15 protein-coding genes are annotated in these 16829 nt (G+C 66.8%); 7 read left to right on the forward strand and 8 right to left on the reverse strand.

The window, feature by feature from the left end; all coding sequences use genetic code 11:
• Positions 1 to 79: 79 nt before the first annotated feature.
• Positions 80 to 325: a hypothetical protein gene (locus M0R88_RS07105; RefSeq protein WP_248656241.1), complete on the forward strand. Its 246-nt coding sequence runs from the start codon at positions 80 to 82 to the stop codon at positions 323 to 325.
• Here M0R88_RS07105 and M0R88_RS07110 read toward each other — a convergent pair.
• Positions 298 to 1569, reverse strand: a complete 1272-nt coding sequence (locus M0R88_RS07110) for an MFS transporter (protein ID WP_248656242.1) — start codon at positions 1567 to 1569, stop codon at positions 298 to 300. The two genes, M0R88_RS07105 and M0R88_RS07110, sit on opposite strands and share 28 nt — an antisense overlap.
• A 124-nt stretch (positions 1570 to 1693) precedes the next feature.
• On the opposite strand from M0R88_RS07110, the gene M0R88_RS07115 reads away from it, so the two are divergent.
• Positions 1694 to 2734, forward strand: coding sequence for an NAD(P)H-dependent flavin oxidoreductase (locus M0R88_RS07115; RefSeq protein WP_248656243.1), 1041 nt, complete (start codon positions 1694 to 1696; stop codon positions 2732 to 2734).
• Positions 2735 to 2750: 16 nt separating this feature from the next.
• On the opposite strand, the gene M0R88_RS07120 is transcribed toward M0R88_RS07115, so the two are convergent.
• Positions 2751 to 4079, reverse strand: a complete 1329-nt coding sequence (locus M0R88_RS07120; protein ID WP_248656244.1) for an MFS transporter — start codon at positions 4077 to 4079, stop codon at positions 2751 to 2753.
• Between the two features lie 159 nt (positions 4080 to 4238).
• Between M0R88_RS07120 and M0R88_RS07125 the strand changes: the two genes are divergently transcribed.
• From M0R88_RS07125 to M0R88_RS07140, 4 genes are all read left to right on the forward strand, one after another.
• Positions 4239 to 6281 (forward strand): hypothetical protein, encoded by a 2043-nt coding sequence (locus M0R88_RS07125; protein ID WP_248656245.1) that lies wholly within the window; start codon positions 4239 to 4241, stop codon positions 6279 to 6281.
• A gap of 322 nt (positions 6282 to 6603) precedes the next feature.
• Positions 6604 to 7338: a DUF7504 family protein gene (locus M0R88_RS07130; RefSeq protein ID WP_248656246.1), complete on the forward strand. Its 735-nt coding sequence runs from the start codon at positions 6604 to 6606 to the stop codon at positions 7336 to 7338.
• Between the two features lie 142 nt (positions 7339 to 7480).
• Entirely contained in the window at positions 7481 to 8437 is a 957-nt protein-coding gene (locus M0R88_RS07135) for a succinylglutamate desuccinylase/aspartoacylase family protein (protein WP_248656247.1), read from the forward strand.
• Positions 8438 to 8557: 120 nt separating this feature from the next.
• Entirely contained in the window at positions 8558 to 9670 is a 1113-nt protein-coding gene (locus M0R88_RS07140) for a pyridoxal-phosphate dependent enzyme (protein WP_248656248.1), read from the forward strand.
• A gap of 90 nt (positions 9671 to 9760) precedes the next feature.
• Here M0R88_RS07140 and M0R88_RS07145 read toward each other — a convergent pair whose 3' ends face one another.
• Entirely contained in the window at positions 9761 to 10213 is a 453-nt protein-coding gene (locus tag M0R88_RS07145) for a hypothetical protein (protein ID WP_248656249.1), read from the reverse strand.
• 166 nt (positions 10214 to 10379) lie between these two features.
• Entirely contained in the window at positions 10380 to 11771 is a 1392-nt protein-coding gene (locus M0R88_RS07150; RefSeq protein ID WP_248656250.1) for a tRNA(Ile)(2)-agmatinylcytidine synthase, read from the reverse strand.
• Positions 11772 to 11921: 150 nt separating this feature from the next.
• Between M0R88_RS07150 and M0R88_RS07155 the strand changes: the two genes are divergently transcribed.
• Entirely contained in the window at positions 11922 to 12881 is a 960-nt protein-coding gene (locus M0R88_RS07155) for a transcriptional regulator (protein ID WP_248656251.1), read from the forward strand.
• Between the two features lie 58 nt (positions 12882 to 12939).
• Here M0R88_RS07155 and M0R88_RS07160 read toward each other — a convergent pair whose 3' ends face one another.
• The 4 genes from M0R88_RS07160 to M0R88_RS07175 all read right to left on the reverse strand — a co-directional run bounded on the left by M0R88_RS07160 (position 12940) and on the right by M0R88_RS07175 (position 16738).
• Entirely contained in the window at positions 12940 to 13197 is a 258-nt protein-coding gene (locus M0R88_RS07160) for a glutathione S-transferase N-terminal domain-containing protein (protein ID WP_248656252.1), read from the reverse strand.
• Between the two features lie 166 nt (positions 13198 to 13363).
• The gene (locus tag M0R88_RS07165; RefSeq protein ID WP_248656253.1) at positions 13364 to 14800 is read right to left on the reverse strand and encodes an arylsulfotransferase family protein; all 1437 of its coding nucleotides are present in this window, start codon (positions 14798 to 14800) and stop codon (positions 13364 to 13366) included.
• Between the two features lie 60 nt (positions 14801 to 14860).
• Positions 14861 to 15154 (reverse strand): hypothetical protein, encoded by a 294-nt coding sequence (locus tag M0R88_RS07170; protein ID WP_248656254.1) that lies wholly within the window; start codon positions 15152 to 15154, stop codon positions 14861 to 14863.
• A gap of 105 nt (positions 15155 to 15259) precedes the next feature.
• Complete coding sequence (locus tag M0R88_RS07175; RefSeq protein WP_248656255.1) at positions 15260 to 16738, reverse strand: NCS2 family permease; 1479 nt, start codon at positions 16736 to 16738, stop codon at positions 15260 to 15262.
• Positions 16739 to 16829 lie beyond the last annotated feature (91 nt).

Genomic DNA, 16829 nt, shown 5'->3' on the forward strand with positions numbered 1-16829 from the left:
GCTTCGCTCGGTCGTTCTGCTCCGAACACGCCGAGTCCGAAAGCCGGATTTTGTATTCGACGGCTGACAACCGACGCACGTGAACGACGGAGACGTGCTGGCGATGTGCGGCGGCTCGGTTCTCCTCGCCGCATTCGGGTTCGCGGTCGCCGGCTGGGCCGGAATGGGTTCCGTCGGCGCGGTCGTGCTGGTGGTCGGCATCGTCCTCGGTAGCGAAGCCGCCGATTCCGCGGACGACGACCCGCCGACCCGGAACTGCACCGAGTGCGTCGCGGTCGTGGACGGGGAATCGTGCGACTACTGCGGTCGCTCGCTCTCGGAGTGACCCCGACCGTTCGCCGCGCCCGGGACCCGCCGCTCCAGCGACAGCACCCCGACGCCCAGCAGGAGACACATCCCGACCAGCGCGGGCCAGAGCAGCGCCTCGACGCCGTAGTCGAAGAACGCCCCGCCGACGACCGGACCGATGCCGAACCCGAGTCGCTTGGCGACCTCCAGCACCGAGAGCTGTGACCCGCGCTCCTCGACGGTGCCCACGTCGCTCGCCAGCGCGGTAATCAGTGGCGCGTGCAGAATCTCGCCGATGGTCCGGAGGACGAGGAACGCCCCGACAAGACCGACCCCGAGGAGGACGGGCGCGCCGTGCGCGACGACGATGGCGACAAAACTCGCGGCCCAGAACAATGCCGAGAGCGCCAGTCCCCGCGTCCGCCGCCACGACCGGACCCACGACACCATCGGCAACTGGAAGAGAACGATAACTAACGGGTTCAGCACGTAGAGCGTACCCAACTGCTCGCTGCTCAGCCCGAAGGTCAGTTTTGCGAACACCGGGACCGTACTCTGCATCTGGGCGTAGGCCACCGCGAACCCGACGTTCAGTAGCGCGAGCGCGAGAATCGTCGGTTGCGTGACCGCGCGACCCCACTCCCGGAGCGTCGCGGCGAGCGACGCGTCCTCCTCGCCGTCGGTCGCCGACTCGTCGGTCTCGGCGCGTTCGTCGTCTGTGACTCGCGGGAGCGCGACCGCCAGCAGGACCGCGACGCCGCCGCTGGTCGCGCCGTCGGCGACGAAGACGGCGGTGTGGGCGACGCCGTAGAGGAGTCCCCCGACCACGAACCCCGACCCGAACCCGGCGTTGCTGGCGACCTTCAGCAGCGCGTAGGCCTCGTCGCGCTCGGCGTCCGGCGTCAGGTCCGCTATCATCGCCTGACTCGCGGGGGCGAACAGTCCGGCCGCCAGCCCCGCCGCGGTGGCGACCGCGATAAATGCGGGCGCAGTCGTCACGAGCGCGTAGGCCGCCAGCGTCGGCGCCGAGAGCGCCATGCTCGCCACCATCACGGGCTTGCGGCCGTACTGGTCGGCGAGGTAGCCGCCGACGAGCGTCCCGGCCGCGGTCGCCACGCTGTTGGCGAACAGGCCGGTCCCGACGAGCGTGAACGGGATGCCGACCTCGCCGTAGAAGTAGAGCGTGGCGAACGGGTAGACGATGCCCGACCCGAGGACGTTGACGAACCGCGCCGCGGCCACGACGAAGACCGCGCGGTCGAAACCTCGGAGGTCTGACATCGACGAGCGAAACGACATCGACCGGTGGTATTCGCGGTCGGGTGAAAGGGGTTCGGGAAGCGCGGGCGGCCTGCCGGTTCGACCGGGAACTTATGGTCCGCGTCTCGGTACTCCCGACGGAGCGATGGCGGGAATCGAAACACCGTTGACCGACGTACTGGACCTCGACGTGCCGGTCGTGCAGGCACCAATCGGTAGCGCGACCTGTCCCGAACTGGCCGCGAGCGTGGCCGACGCCGGCGGCCTCGGGATGCTCGCGGTCACGTGGCGGAGTCCGGAGCGGACCCGCGAACTCGTCCGCGAGACGCGCCGCTCGACTGACGGGCGGTTCGGAGTGAACGTCGTGGTGGACGACGACGCGAAGTCGGTTCCCACGGCGGACCACGTCGCGGCCTGCCTCGACGAGGGCGTCGAAGTGGTCTCGCTGTCGTTCGGTGACGCCGACGATATCGTGGATCTCGTCCAGGACGAAGGAGGCGTCGTTCTCCAGTCGGTGGGGAGCGCGGACGCCGCGCGCGAGGCCGCCGAGGCCGGCGTCGATGCGGTCGTCGCGCAGGGGTGGGAGGCGGGCGGCCACGTCCAGAGCGAGGTCGCGACCATGCCGCTCGTCCCGAAGGTCGCGGACGCCGTCGACGTACCGGTCGTCGCGGCGGGAGGCATCGCGGACGGCCGCGGAATCGCGGCGGCGCTCGCGCTCGGGGCGGACGGCGCGTGGCTCGGGACCCGATTTCTGGCCACGGAGGAGGCCCGAGCTCACGACCTGTACCGCGAGCGCGTCCTCGACGCCGACGAGACGGACACTTACTTCGGGACGCTCTTCGACGAGGGGTGGCCCGGCGTCCCCCACCGCGTCCTGCGGAACAGCACGCTCGAACGCTGGCAGGACGCGGGCGAGCCGCCGCGAGGAGAGCGGCCCGGCGAGGACGAAGTCGTCGCCGAGACCGCGGACGGCGACTCGATAGCGCGATACGAGGACTCGCTCGCGGTTCCGGAGGTGACGGGTGACGTCGAAGCGATTCCGCTGTACGCCGGCCAGAGCGCCGGACTCACGGAATCGGTACCGTCCGCCGAAACTCTCACCGAGCGACTCGCCGAGGAGACGCGGACGGCGCTGAACCGCACCCGCTCGCTACTCGACGCGAGCGACTCCGGTCCCGAAACGTAGGAGTCCGGCGCGTCGCTCACCGGTACGCGGGCAACTCCTTGCCGAACAGCAGGAAGTAGCCGGTCCCGATCAGTCCGATAACCGTCGCCACGCCGAACGCCAACTGCGGGCCGGCCGGCGACAGACCGTAGAGCCATCCGCCGACGGCCGCGCTCGGGACGACCACCGCGTTGCGCGCGAGGTAGTACGACCCGACGACGCGCCCTCCGGCGTCCTCCTCCGCGGGGCCGACGATGAGCGCCTTGTGGGCCGGCAGGCCGGCGAACCGCAGGCCCGACACCGCGAACAGGAGCGTGACGAGCGTAGTCTCCGAGAAGGCGATTCCGGCGACGGTCAGGCCGCCCTCGGGTGCGTTGACCAGTAGGGCCGGGAAGACCGCGTAGACGACGAACCCGAGCGCGACGACCGGCTTGAGACCGAACCGCTGTGCGACCTTCGAGACGGGAATCATCACGACCAGCGCGACCGCCATCTCGACCGCGAGCAGGACGCCGAAGAAGGCGTCGGGACCGAGGACCCCGACCACGGGCAGGCGGGCGCTGACCTCCAGCACGTTCGTCACCACGAGGACGACGAAGACGTAGACCATCCCGTTCGCAAATCTGACGAGCGTGTCGCCGACCAGCAGCGTTCGGAGGGTCGCGGGCATCTCCCGGAGGTCCGAGACCACCTGCGCGACGCCCTCGAAGGACTTGCCGAACGAGTCCTCGCTGGCGTCGTACAGCAGGCGTTGGGCGACGGTCGCCACGAGTCCGAACCCGGCCGCGACCGCCAGCACGTACCGGAAGCCGACCTCGAACTCGTACATCGCCAGCAGGCCCGCGGCGACGAGCGGGCCGAGCAGGAACGCCGTCCGGCGGAACGTTTCGGTGCTGGCGAACCCGGTCGCCAGTTCCTCTGGCGGGACGCTCTGCTTGACGATGGCGAACGTCGCGCCCAGTCCGAACGACTTCCACGCCTGGGCGAGCAGGAGGCCGACGAAAATCCACGTCCAGCCCGGAATCGGGAAGAAGTCGAACTCGGGCGCGAGGAACCACAGCAGAAAGCCGAGCGTGGAGGTGAGGCCGAAGGCGGTGAGCGCGGTCCGTGAGCCGATTCGGTCCGAGATGGCTCCGCCGGGATACGGGTACACCGCGCCGATGAGGTTGCCCAGACTCCCGTAGAGGCCGATGACGATGCTCCCCGCGCCCAGCACCTCCAGATAGCGGCCCATGTACCGCCCCGTCATCTGGAAGCCGAGACTGAACGCGAACATCGCCAACGAGAGGACCAGCACGTCCCGTTCCAGCGCGAGGAACTGGCGGAACGCCGCGAAGGGGTCGGCCCGCTCCCTGTCGGTCGCCATGTGCGAGGATTGGAGTCGGTCGTCAAAAATTCGGGGGCTCCGTCCGCATTCCAAGGGTTCGGAGACCGGAGTCGAGGGAGGCGCATTCGAATACGATGGTCGTTCGATCGGTTAGGATTAAGTGATATATAAGTAGTTTCAGACACTACGTGTGTGTCAATGAATCCCGAGTTTACCGCCCTCGTCGAACCCGACGGCGTCCGCATCACGGACCCCATCGAGCGCACGCAGTTCGACCTACACGCTCCGTCGGCCGTGTCGCCCGACGTGGCGGAGACGGACTCGTTTTACTTCCCGATAGACACCGCGATTTCCGTCCGGACGGACTCGCTCCGGACCACGAAAGGTCTCGACGTGTACGTCAGGGACGACGCGGGCGGGATGGTCGGGCAGTCCAGCGGCGGGTCCGAACTCGACCTCCCGGCGGACGCGTACAACCTCGAACTCGCCAACACGCAGATGAAGGTGTACCTCGCGGTCGAGAGCGAGGTGGCTATCTCGGGGAGTACCGAAGCCGTCGAACTCTCGTTCGGCGACGAGACCACCGTCGAAGTCGGCGCGCGGTCGCTCCACCAGACGCCGGCGGGGACGATTACGGTTCCCGACGACGTCGGCGCGCTGATGGACGCCGTGTCGCTGCTCGGGTCGGCGCTCAAGACGACGACCTGCGAGCGGTCGTTCCCCACGCTGCGGGGGCATCCGCCGCTGCTCGAACCCGGCGAGGAGTTCCGGGTCGAGGGCGACCTCGACCGGCCCGACACCGGCGTCAAAATCCAGATTCCCGAGGAGCGCGAGGCCGTCTACGCCGTCGCGCCGCTGGCGTTCTACCTCGGCGCGGACGTGGTGCCGGGCGAGGAGCCACGCCTGCTGACCGACGAGTTCGGCCACTCGCTCGACGCGCCCGACGGACTGGAGGCGGCAGTCCGGCGCGTCCTCCAGCAGGTCTTCTTCCTCGACTGCGTGACCCGGACCGAGGGCTACTACGAGGTCGACCTCCGGGAGCGCCGGCGACTCGAACCCGACGTGGACCTCGACTTCGAATCGCTGTACGACGAGCCGCTGGCCGAACAGCTCCGCCAGTACCTCGAAATCCCCTTCGAGGTGGTCGAACCCCACCTCCCGCAGTGGAAGGTCACGATGGACGTGTCCCCGTCCCACGAGAACCTCGCGGTCCTCCCGTTCGCCGCGGACGAACTCGCCTTCGTCAGATGTCCGGACCAGCCCGACCCGTCGGTGGTCGAACCGGAGCCGAGCGAGTTGGAGGCGTTCTATCGCTCGGCCGACGACGAGGCGGCCCCCGTGAGCGACGTGATACAGCCCGACCCGACCGACACCATCGAACACGTCTGGGTCGGCGACGAGATGCCCATCGGTGCGAGCAAGGCGACGCCCGAGGCCCTGAAGCGCCGCCTCGACGTGACGCCGAAACACCACATCTCGGTGGACGTGGTGTGCAACGACGAGCGCATGCGCGAGGAGGACGTGGTCGGCGACATCTACGGCACGCGGGACCTCTACAACTTCTCCGTCTCGCTCCACAACGACCTGACCACCGGGGAACTCCGGGACCTACTCGAATCCGGCACGGACTTCCTCCACTACGTCGGCCACGTCACCGACGACGGCATCCAGTGTTCCGACGGGATGCTCGACGTGGCGACCCTCGAAGAGTCCGGCGTCCGCGGGTTCATCCTGAACGGTTGTCGCTCCTACCAGCAGGGCGAGACGCTAGTCGAGAAGGGGAGTAAGGTCGGCGTCGTCACGCTGACCAAGGTCGGCAACGAACCGGCGACGGACGTGGGCAAGGAGTTGGCGCGGTTGCTGAACCACGGGTTCTCGATGCAGAGCGCGCTGTCGGTGGTGACTGAGGTGAACACGCTGGACCGGCAATACGTGATTGTCGGAGACGGGAGTCAGGAACTAGTCGAAGCGAAATGCGGAGCGCCGTTGCTTATCAAACCGCACCGCGAGGGGGAGACAATTGAAACAACGTTCCGGAAATTCCCAACCATAAATTCCCCACTCGGAGGACTGGCTACCAAGAAATTAGACGGCGAGTCGATTAACTACATCAATTCTACAATCATTCAGGAGAACGTCAATGATGACTCTCTTGATGAATACCTGAAAACTTCTACTCTCCCTGTGAAGATTCAGGACGAGATTTTCTGGAGTGACGAAATTACTGCGGACGATATTTAAGGGCCTGTAGTTACGCAATCTGCACAGCCCATCGGTTCGACAAATTCTGTCAAATAAAAACCAAAAGAAAACATTGCCCCGATTGCCCACGGATGCCGTTTTAACCACGTACAAATCTTGCCTCTGACCATACTCGTACTCACACAAGCAACCAGAAAATACTTTCTTTAAAATTTATATCTAGAACGGAATACAAGTTGTTAGCTGTTTTCTCGCTCACGTAATTTCTCGTCGCGTCCATCGGTCGAAATAGACTCTCATAGTATTATACCTACACGACGAGTAACAAATTTTAAATCATACATAGCCGTCTATAGCCGATATGAGCGACGATTCGAGCGACGTTCCGATAGCGGACATCCGCCGGAAGCTCAAGCGACTGAAACGAAACGGCTGTAACCTGCTCGTGACGGGGAACGTGCGCGAGGAGGCGTCTCACCGCACGACGCGGAAACTCCTCGGCGCGCCGGAGGTGACTCGGACTCGACTCCTCGCGCTGACCGACCACGACCGAGAGGACGCCCCCGTCCTCCTGCCCGGCGACGTTCGGGCGACCGACGAGCGGGTCCGCTTCCTCCAGTACGACTCGGGGACCCGGACCGCGAGCGTCGCGACGCCCGCCGCTTCCGCTCGCTCGGCGACCGACGCCGTGGCTTCCGAAACCGACTCGTCGGCGTTCGACACCGACTCGTCGTCGGTCGCGCGCGACCTCGACGACTTCCAGAGTGCGCTCTGCAACGCCATCACGACCGCGAAAATCTCCGAGTCCGGATTCGACCCCGCCGAACTCCGCATCTCGGTGTTCACCCTCTCGTACCTCGTGAACCGTCACGACCCCACGGCGGTCGACCGGTTCGTCAGCGCGGTCGGCGACCACGTCCGCGGCGTCGGCGGGATGGCCCACTACCACCTGCCGGTCGCCGACGACTCGAAGCCGGTCCGGCGACTCTCCTCGCTGTTCGACGCCCGAATCGAACTCCGCGAGAAGCACGGCCGTCCGGAGCAACGCTGGCACTTCCCGGACGACGACGTGCGGACCGTCTGGGTCGGACTGTAATCGTCGGAACCTCGTCGCTCGCTCCCGTCGCTCACTCCAACTGCTCGTCCTCGCGACTTCTCCGTTCGTCACCGTCTCGACGTTCGTCCTTCTTCGCCGAGACCGAACCGCTAAAGGGCGTGTAGGCGTCCGTTATGGTATAATGAAGACGCTCGGAACGGCGAGTGCCGCCCCCGGCGAGATTGACACCGGGCGGTTGCAGGTCGGCGAAACGCGTGACGGCGGCGAGTTCGGTCTCCCGGTCGCGGTCGTCAACGGCGCGGCGGACGGCCCGACGCTCTACGTACAGGCGGTCAGCGACGGCGACGAACTGAACGGTCTCGGGGTCCTCCAGCGGGCGATTCCGCAGATTCCGCCCGCGGACCTCTCGGGGACGATTCTCGTGGTCGGCATCGTCAACTACCACGCCTTTCAGGTGGCCGAACACCGCAACCCCATCGACGACACGAAGATGAACCGCACCTACCCCGGCGACGAGTCGGGGACCTCCAGCGAGCGCATCGCGGCCGCGACCTTCGAGGCCGCCTCGCGCGCCGACCTGATTTTGGACCTGCATCAGGGCTCGACCAGTCAGATGCTCAACGAGGTCCGGGTCCGGTGCGGCCAGCGCCACCGCCTCCACGACGAGTGCCTCGAACTCGCCAAGGTTTTCGGCTGCGGGCACGTCCTCGACCAGAAGGGACCGGACGGCCAACTCGCCCGCGCGGGTCCCGACGAGGGCATCCCGACCATCGACCCGGAACTCGGCGGCTGCGTGGGTTGGGACGAGGAGAGCATCCGGTACGGCGTCGAGGGCGTGTTCAACGTCCTACGCTACTACGGCTTCCTCGACGGCGACGTGGACCTCACACCCCAGACTCGCGCGACCGGATTCGACCGCTACGGGTCGCCTTCGGGCGGTCTCGTCCGGTTCCGGAAGGAGTTGGGCGACGCCGTCGAGGTCGGCGACGTCATCTTCGAGGTGACCGATCCCTTCGGCCAACTGAAGGCGGAAGTGACCGCGGACGACCGCGGCGTCTTCTGGCGCTCGCGCCGCCTGCCCCAAGTGGCGACCGGCGAGTACGTCTGTTCGGTCGGCACTGACGTAGACGAGTTCTGAGCGTCGCCTCCTGCACTCGACCTGCGTCCTCCGCTCGACCTGCGGTCTCCCCCTTCGGCCGTCCCCCGAGCGCGGCGCTCCTCCGATAACTATTGATGCCCGAGCGCGACAGTACCGAGTATGCCGACCGACCTCGCCTGCCCCGACTGCGGCCGGACCTACGACGCCGGCCCGGACGAACCGTGGCGCTGTGACTGCGGCCATCCGCTCGAATTCGCCGACCGCCCGCGACCGGACGGTCCCGCGCCCGACTTCGCCGAGTTGGACACCCGCGCCGGCCTCTGGGCGTTCGAGGACTTCCTGCCGGTCTCGCCCGAGGTCACGCTCGGCGAGGGGTTCACGCCGCTCGAAGAACCCGCCTCGGCGAACTGGGAAGAGAACGTCCAGTTCAAACTGGAGTACGTCTTCCCTTCGGGGAGTTTCAAGGACCGCGGCGCGACCGCGACCCTCTCGCGCGCCGCGCAACTGGGCGTCGAAACGGTCGTCGAGGACTCGTCGGGCAACGCCGGGGCGGCCATCGCCCAGTACGCCGCCCGCGCCGGCATCGACGCCGACGTCTACGTCCCGGCCGACGCCAAGGACTCGAAACTCGCGGCCATCGAGCGCGTCGGCGCGACTCCGATTCGCGTCGAGGGTACGCGACAGGACGTGACCGACGCCTGCATCGAGGCCGTGGAATCCGAAAACAGCGCGGGCTGGTACGCCAGCCACGCGTGGAATCCGGCGTTCTTCGCGGGCACTTCGACCTTCGCCTTCGAGGTGGCGGCCCAGCGCGACTGGGAAGTTCCGGACGCCGTGGTCACGCCGCTGGGCCACGGCACGCTCTTCCTCGGAGCCTACCGCGGCTTTCGGGCGCTGAAGGCGGCCGGCTGGACCGACCGGATGCCCCGCCTGCTCGGCGCGCAGGCCGCCGGATACGCGCCCGTCGCCGAGGAACTGCACGGCGACGAGGCCGCCGCGGGCGACAACGCGGTCGCCGACGGCATCCAGATTCTCGACCCCGCCCGGAAGGACCAGATTCTCGCCGCCATCGACGCGACGGACGGCGACGCCATCGCGCTCGATTCGGACTCGGTCGCGGAGGCTCTCGACGGACTCCACCGCGGCGGGTTCTACACCGAACCGACCTGCGCCGTCGCGCCCGCCGCGCTCGCGGAGTTCCGCGAGCGCGGCGTACTGGACGAAGGGGACGAGGTCGTGGTGCCGCTGACGGGAAGCGGGCTGAAGTCGTGACGAGCAACTGATCTCAAGTCTCTGCCGTACAGCGAGCGGTTCGAACGGGCGTAGGTGCACTTGAGATAAGCGACTGCTCGGTTCCACCGCCTATCCGGCGCAGTTGGTCGTGTGGAAGATGGCGAGACGGGGGTCGTCGGTATCCGTTCCGGACTGTCCGAGCTGTGCGACAACCCCGAGACACTCGGAATCAAACTCCGCAAAATCGAGTGTGTCAGCTTGCCTCTCTTGGCGGTCGTCTCGCCACGCAGAGAGGACGTAGGGCCCAGACCGCGTCGGATAGCCGGTGAACACGGCCGCCCCTGACCCGTTTGGGCCGTCCGCCTCCACTCGCTTCGACTCCCGATACACGGTCTCGCCCTCCCGTTCGATTCGGACGTGAACCTTGTGTGGTTCGTCGTCCTGATTGAGCGCGGTCAGTTCGACCAGTTGCGGCGTCGTCGACTCCGACTCGCCGCCGAACGCCGTACACCCGGAAACGCCCGCGATACAGGCCATCCCCGCAGACTGGAGGAGGGAACGCCGACCGAGTTGGGGAACCATACCCCGTATCTCACAGTCGAGGGACGAATAATTTTCTGGAGAACAGCGCCACAACCCACTCGGCCACGTCACTGCTCCTTGAAGAAGGCCACTCGCCGACGGCGCGGCCGTCTACTGGGCGTTTCGCTCGGGCCCGTTCCGCGAGACGTAACACGTTCTGCCCCTGTCATTTCTCCGGATGAATCGGCGCATCGAACCCCCCGCGAACCAGCGGCTTGGCGATGTGCCTGCGAGCTTCCGGAGGTACCTCGTACCAGCCGACCTCCAGCTCCCGCTCGACCTCGCGTTCGACTTTCCCGTCCGCCGCGGTCTTGCAGTCCCGACACCGGTAGCCCTGCCCGGCCCCGGCGCTCTCCATCGACCGGCCGCAGTCCGGGCAGTCGGGGGTGACGAGTTCGGTCCGGTCCAACTCGCGCACGGCGAACTTTTCGAGTTTGAGGGTGCCGTCCGAGACTTCGCCGCAGGCCGCGATTCGGTCGCCGGGCCGGAGGTCGCGCACTCGGTCGCGGAAGCGTTTGGTCGGTTCGAAGGCGGCGCACCGGAGTTTCGCGCCGGATTCGGAGTCCTCCAGCGCGAAGAAGACGTGGCCGCCCCGTCGGGTCTCGGGCGCTTCGGCGACCGTGCCCTCGACGCGGTAGGCCCGGCCGTCCTCGACCGCTTCGAGACCGCCGGCGTCCCGGAGGTGGGCGTCGGTGCCCTGATTCGTCACGAAGAGCGCGCGGCGCGAGACCGGTTCGCTCTCGATGGCTTCCGCGACTTCCCGGACGGTGGCGTGGTCGTCGCCCCGAATCCCGTGGAGGATGGGACCGGGCGTGTGCGGGACGCAGACCAACTCGCCGGTCTCGCGATCCACGGTGTCCCACGCGGCGGGGTAGGCCGCGTCCGCGGCGTCGAAGACCGACTCGGCGTCTACCTCCCGAGGGGTCCCGACGCGCTCCCGTTCGCGGTAGGAGATGCACTCGTAGGTCCAGTCGGCGGCGATTCCGACGGAATCGCCGCCGCCGACCGCGGCCTGCCCGCCGAACGCTCTCCACGCGCCGACCGCCGCGAGTGCGCCGATTCGTCCCCGTCCGAGTTTCCAGCCGTCGCTCCGGTAGCCCGCGTCCTCGATTACCGCCTCGGCGTCCTCGATTGCGAGGCGGTCGCGGACTGCGCTGCGAGCGAACTCCGCGACCGCTTCGGGCGCGTCTCCGGGGGCGCCCGGCGCGACGACGAGTCCGGGATTCGTCCGCGGGTCGTCGGTCTCGGCAACTCGGGCGACCTCCTCGCGGGCGATTTCGAAGGCCGTCTCCGGGTCGGCGTCGGTGTGGACCGCGAGCGCGGCGTTCCCGCGGGTCTTGTGTTCGACCGCGGGGTTGAGTCGGACGAGGAGCAGTCGCTCGACGCTCGCGCCCTCGTCGGGGTTGTCCGAACCCGCGCCCCCGTCCGAGTCGTCCGAACTCGCGTCCTCGTCGGTGCGTCCGCCCTCACGCAGGCGCTCGGCGAGTTCGGCCGCGAGATAGGTCGTACACATCCCCCGTTCGCGGGAGTCGGTGTCGTCCACGCCGATGACCGTCACGGCTCCCCGTTGGTGCGTGTCGGATTAACGACTTTCGGAGCCGCCCCGTCTATCGTTATCAAACTACCGCCGCTCGCCCGGCCAATCGCAAGCAGCGGCGGGGGTACGACCAGCACAACGCATATATAGGGGAATCACTTACATGCGGATATGTCCCGGTCTGCACTGGTCGGGAACGTGACCGCAATGCTGGAGGACGCGGGATTCACGGTCAGCGACCGGTGCGCAATCCGACCCAAGAGCTTCGACGTGGCCGCGCGCCGCGGCCGCGACTTGCTCTTGCTAAAGGTGCTGGCGAACGTCGACGCGTTCGACGGTGCCACCGGTCTAGAGATGCGACGACTCGGCGATTACCTCAGCGCAACGCCGGTCGTCGTCGGCCTCCGAACCCGCGACGAGGAGTTGGAACCCGGCGTCGTCTACTTCCGACACGGCGTCCCCGTGCTGAGTCCGGACACCGCGATGGAACTGTTCGTCGAGGGGATGTCGCCGCTGGTCTACGCCGCGCCCGGCGGTCTCTACGTCAACATCGACGGCGACGTGTTGCGCGACGAGCGCGAGGAGCGCGGCTGGAGCCTCGGCCGTCTGGCCTCCGAACTGGGCGTCTCCCGGCGCACCGTCTCGAAGTACGAGGACGGCATGAACGCCAGCGTGGACGTGGCGCTCGAACTCGAAGACATGTTCGAGGGCGACCTGACCAGCCCCGTGGACGTCCTCGAAGGGGCCGACGAGGTCCGCGAGGGCGAACCCACGCCCGACGACCCCGAACCGGAGGACGACGACGAGCGTATCGTCACCGTTCTCACCCGCGCTGGCTTCGAGGTTCACCCCACCGTCCGTGCGCCGTTCAAGACCGTCAGCGAGGACAACTCCAGCGAGGAGAACGTCCTGACGGGCCACTCGGCGTTCACCAAGGCCGCCGAGAAGCGTGCCCGCATCATGTCCTCCATCGGCGAGGTCGCCCGGACGCGCTCGGTCTACTTCGTGGACGAGGCCAAGCGCGAGAGCGTGGACGGCACGGGCCTCGTCGAGCGCGAGGAGTTGGAGGACATCGACGACCCCGACGAACTGCGGGAGCTGATTCGGGAGCGCGGCGAGAAACCGGCCTGAGCGCTCTCGAACTGACTCTTCTACACCGTACCGTACCGGAAAATAACGAACCGAGTCGTTACGCCGCGCCGCTGCCGTACTCCTCGTCGAGGTACTCCACGATGTCGTCGCTCTCGGGCATTCCTTCGACGCCGTTCTCCTCGTCAACCAGCACGGGGACGCCGCGCTGACCGCTGACCTCCTCGACCTCGTCGCGCTCGGACTTGGGACCGGCGACCATGTGGGACTCGTAGTCGAGGTCGAGTTCGTCGAGTTTGTCGATGACCTTCGCGCAGTACGGACAGCCGTCGAGTTCGTACAGTTCGAGGTTCGCCATGTTAGTCAGTAGGGACTTTACGCGGAAGAGCGTGGTGGTCGCGGAAGGGTGTGACGCGAACGCAGAAGGAATTGAAAATCTATTCTTCGAGTGGGTGTAGATATGTTATAGACGGGTAGGTACTTCTCGTAATCCGAACGCGAGCGAACTCCCGACGCAGAAAATCTCACTCCACCGGTCGCCGGACCCGGTTCGCCAGCCGCGAGACGCCGCGGCGAATCCGGCGTCGCTGGTAGACCGCTTCGCCGAGACCCCACGCGAGGAGGACGCCCCCGGCCAGAATCGCGGCGAGGAACTCCCAACTCGTCATCCAGACCGGGCGAATCCACGGCGTGACGTGCGCCCACGTCCGGGCCAGTTCCTTCGCCTGCGCCGCTACCGGCGTCCCGTGGAACGTCTCGACCAGCCAGAACGAGACCGTCTTCGTGCCCCCGCCCGAGACCTTGAGTCCGCTCCCGCTGAGGTCGTAGCTCCCCGACTTCCCGAGGTCGCGCATCGTCGGGCCGCCGGCCTCGTCGTCGTAGGTGATGCGCTCTGCGTCGTAGGGTGCCCACGGCGCGTGGAACTCCCAGACGACCGTCCCGGTCGGCGTCACCTCGAAGACGCGGTGGTGCATCGTGTCCACGACCAGCGTGTTGCCGTTCGGCAGGCGGTCGGCGTCGCGGGGCCAGTTCAGCCCGCGGGTGCCGATGCTCCACGTCTTCGTCCACCCGCTTCCGACCGGGGCGTTAGCGTCGGTCTTGGCGTACTCCACGATGCGGTCGTTCTCGCTGTCGGCGACCAGCATCGTCGGCGTGCCGTTCTCGCTTTCGAGAAATTGCGGGTTGTGCTGTTCGTAGAGCGTGCTGTGGTTGTCGTCGCTCCCGAGCCGCATCGTCACGCTGTCGGTCGAGCGGTTCACGACGATTACCTGGTCGAAGTTCCGCGGCGAGACCAGATACTCGCCCTCGCCGATCTTGTCCACGTCGTTGACGTGGGTCCAGTCGGCCTTCCCGCCGCCGCCGGAGGCCTCGTAGCCGTGTTCCTCGAACTTCCACTCCCAGACGGTCTCGTCGGTCGTCATGTTGTGGACGAAGATGCGGTCGTTGCGGTCCGGCGCGCGCATGTTGGCGACCAGCAGTTGGTCGCCGTTTATCAGGTCCACGTCGTGGGTGTCGTGGATGGGCAGGCGCTCGGTCCAGACGCGCTCTTGGGTCTTCGGGTCGAACTCGTAGACCAGCGTGGCGTTCGGCGTCGTCGCGGTCACGAGCAGATTCCGATCGTCGAGGGGGTCCACGTCGTAGAACCAGCGAGCGTCGAAGCCCGACCCGTTGTGGACCCACTTCACGTTCCCGCGGGGTCCGACCGCGAGGAGGCGCGCGGGCTTGTCCTCGTTCGCCATTCCCTTGAAGTGGAATCCCTGAATCGAGATGACGGTCGTGCCGTTCGCGGGGTCGTCCACCGACGCCCGCAGGTTCGTCGGGTTCTCGGTCGTGGCGACGTGCGTCGCACCGGAGATGGCCGCGGGCGCGACTAACGAGACGACCAGCAGGGCCGCGACGCCGCGGACGACCCACCGGCGCGACACGTCGCCGAGCGAGTCCGGGAGGGAGGGCAGGTTCATATCTCCGTCCACGAAACGGACAGAATTAAACGTACGGTTCCCGGACCGGACGAGCGCGGTTCAGACCGGGAGCAGGTCCGCGAAGTCCTCGAACTCGCCGTCGGTGATGCCGTAGCCGACGACGCGACGGCCGTTGCGCGAAAACGAGGCGTACTCCGGTGACTTCACCCCGATGACCTTGTCGGCGGGAATCGAGACGTAGTCGTACTCGTCGGTCGCCACCTGATCGAACCCGATCACCCAGTCCCAGTCCTCGATGATGAACGCGGCGTCCACCTGCGTCGCCTCCTCGTCGGCGTAGTAGATCTTCGCAATCGTGTCGTCGGTCGGCTTCGGACTGTCGTACTCGTTCATTGTCGAAGTGTAAATCGACAGATAACGACATAAGTGTTTCCGCAGGGAGAGAACGTCTCGCAGGGGAATCGCGGAAGGTGAGGAAAGAACAGGGATGAGCGCGCCTCAGACGTTACCCTGAAGCATTCCGCTCGTCCGGACGAAGAAGTACAGGACGAACGCGGCCGCCAGCGCCCAGTGGCCGGGCCGGGTGTCGTCGAGTTCGCCCGCGGCGAGTTTGACGATGGGGTAAGAGACGATGCCCGCCGCGATGCCGTAGGCGATGGAGAACGTGAACGGCATGACGAGGATGGTCATGCCCGCGGGGACGGCGTAGGTCAGGTCGTCCCACGCGATTTCGACCACGTTCCGGAGCATCACGACGCCGATGACGACCAACACGAGGTGCGAGGCGTAGGTCGGCACGGCGGTCGCCAGCGGGACGAGCGCCAGCGACGCGAGGAAGAGGAGTCCGACCACGAGCGCGGTCATACCGGTCCGGCCGCCCTCCTTGACGCCGGTCGAGGACTCGATGTAGGTCGTGACCGTCGAAGTCCCGAGCATCCCGCCGACCGTGGTGCCGACCGCGTCGGCCATCAGCGGCTTGTCGATGTCCGGGAGATTGCCGTCCTCGTCCAAGAAGCCCGCGGCCTGCGAGACGCCCGTGAGGGTGCCCGCGGTGTCGAAGAAGTCCACGAAGAAGAACGTGAAGACGACGAGCGCGAACGAGAAACTCTCGACGTTCTGGAGTCCGGTCACGAACGCGCCCGCCAGCGGCGCGATGTTGTACGCCGCGGCGTCGTAGGTCGCCGAGACGCTCGGCGCGAGCGCTATCGGCCCCTTGAGCGTGATGCCCGGCGGGGCTTGGTCGGCGGGGAACGCCGAGTAGCCCAGCGCGCTCGCGGCGTAGCCCATCAGCGAGGTCAGGACGATACCGACGACGATGGACCCGCGGAGACCGCGGGCGTAGAGCGCGAGCGTGAGGAAGAGACCGACGACCGAGATGATGGCGACCGGGTCGGACGCGAACACCGGGTTGAAGGTGAGGAAGGTCGCGCTGTCGCCCGCGACGACGCGCATCTCTTCGAGACCGATGATGGCGAGGAAGAGACCGATGCCCGCGCCGACCGCGAGTTTCACGGGTTCGGGGAATAGGTGGATGATGTACTCGCGCGCTCCGACCGCCGTTAGGGCGAGGAAGACGACGCCCTCCACGACGACCGCGGCGAGTGCGGTCTGCCACGGGACGCCGAGCGCGCCGACGACGGTAAACGCGAAGAAGGCGTTCAGCCCGAGTCCCGGCGCTTGCGCGAACGGTCGGTTCGCGTAGAACGCCATCGTCAGGGTCGCCACCGCCGCCGAGATGAGCGTCACGACCGCTATCATCTGGAACGTCCGTTCGGGACCGACGCCCGCCGGTTGAATCGCCGTCGAGAGGATGGCCGGGTTGACCACGACGATGTAGCTCATCGTCAGGAACGTGGTCACGCCCGCGAGAATCTCCGTCCGAAGGTCTGTACCGTGCTCCTCGAAGCCGAAGTACTCCGCGAGCGCGCCGGTCGCACCCGAGTCGGAGCGCGAATCACTCGTTTCTTCGATTCCCATATTGCACGAGTGAGCATACTCTCGAAAGCGTACTTAACTATTCCCATCGAACCTAAGCATATACGCACAATCTTGCATGGATGCGTCGGGG

Source organism: Halorussus gelatinilyticus, from assembly GCF_023238445.1.
Lineage (GTDB): Archaea > Halobacteriota > Halobacteria > Halobacteriales > Haladaptataceae > Halorussus > Halorussus gelatinilyticus.

Coding starts and splice junctions, on each gene's coding strand:
- M0R88_RS07110 (WP_248656242.1), bottom strand. CDS start 1,569: ATGTCAGACCTCCGAGGTTTCGACCGCGCGGTCTTCGTCGTGGCCGCG.
- M0R88_RS07115 (WP_248656243.1), top strand. CDS start 1,694: ATGGCGGGAATCGAAACACCGTTGACCGACGTACTGGACCTCGACGTG.
- M0R88_RS07120 (WP_248656244.1), bottom strand. CDS start 4,079: ATGGCGACCGACAGGGAGCGGGCCGACCCCTTCGCGGCGTTCCGCCAG.
- M0R88_RS07125 (WP_248656245.1), top strand. CDS start 4,239: ATGAATCCCGAGTTTACCGCCCTCGTCGAACCCGACGGCGTCCGCATC.
- M0R88_RS07130 (WP_248656246.1), top strand. CDS start 6,604: ATGAGCGACGATTCGAGCGACGTTCCGATAGCGGACATCCGCCGGAAG.
- M0R88_RS07135 (WP_248656247.1), top strand. CDS start 7,481: ATGAAGACGCTCGGAACGGCGAGTGCCGCCCCCGGCGAGATTGACACC.
- M0R88_RS07140 (WP_248656248.1), top strand. CDS start 8,558: ATGCCGACCGACCTCGCCTGCCCCGACTGCGGCCGGACCTACGACGCC.
- M0R88_RS07145 (WP_248656249.1), bottom strand. CDS start 10,213: ATGGTTCCCCAACTCGGTCGGCGTTCCCTCCTCCAGTCTGCGGGGATG.
- M0R88_RS07155 (WP_248656251.1), top strand. CDS start 11,922: ATGTCCCGGTCTGCACTGGTCGGGAACGTGACCGCAATGCTGGAGGAC.
- M0R88_RS07160 (WP_248656252.1), bottom strand. CDS start 13,197: ATGGCGAACCTCGAACTGTACGAACTCGACGGCTGTCCGTACTGCGCG.
- M0R88_RS07165 (WP_248656253.1), bottom strand. CDS start 14,800: ATGAACCTGCCCTCCCTCCCGGACTCGCTCGGCGACGTGTCGCGCCGG.
- M0R88_RS07170 (WP_248656254.1), bottom strand. CDS start 15,154: ATGAACGAGTACGACAGTCCGAAGCCGACCGACGACACGATTGCGAAG.
- M0R88_RS07175 (WP_248656255.1), bottom strand. CDS start 16,738: ATGGGAATCGAAGAAACGAGTGATTCGCGCTCCGACTCGGGTGCGACC.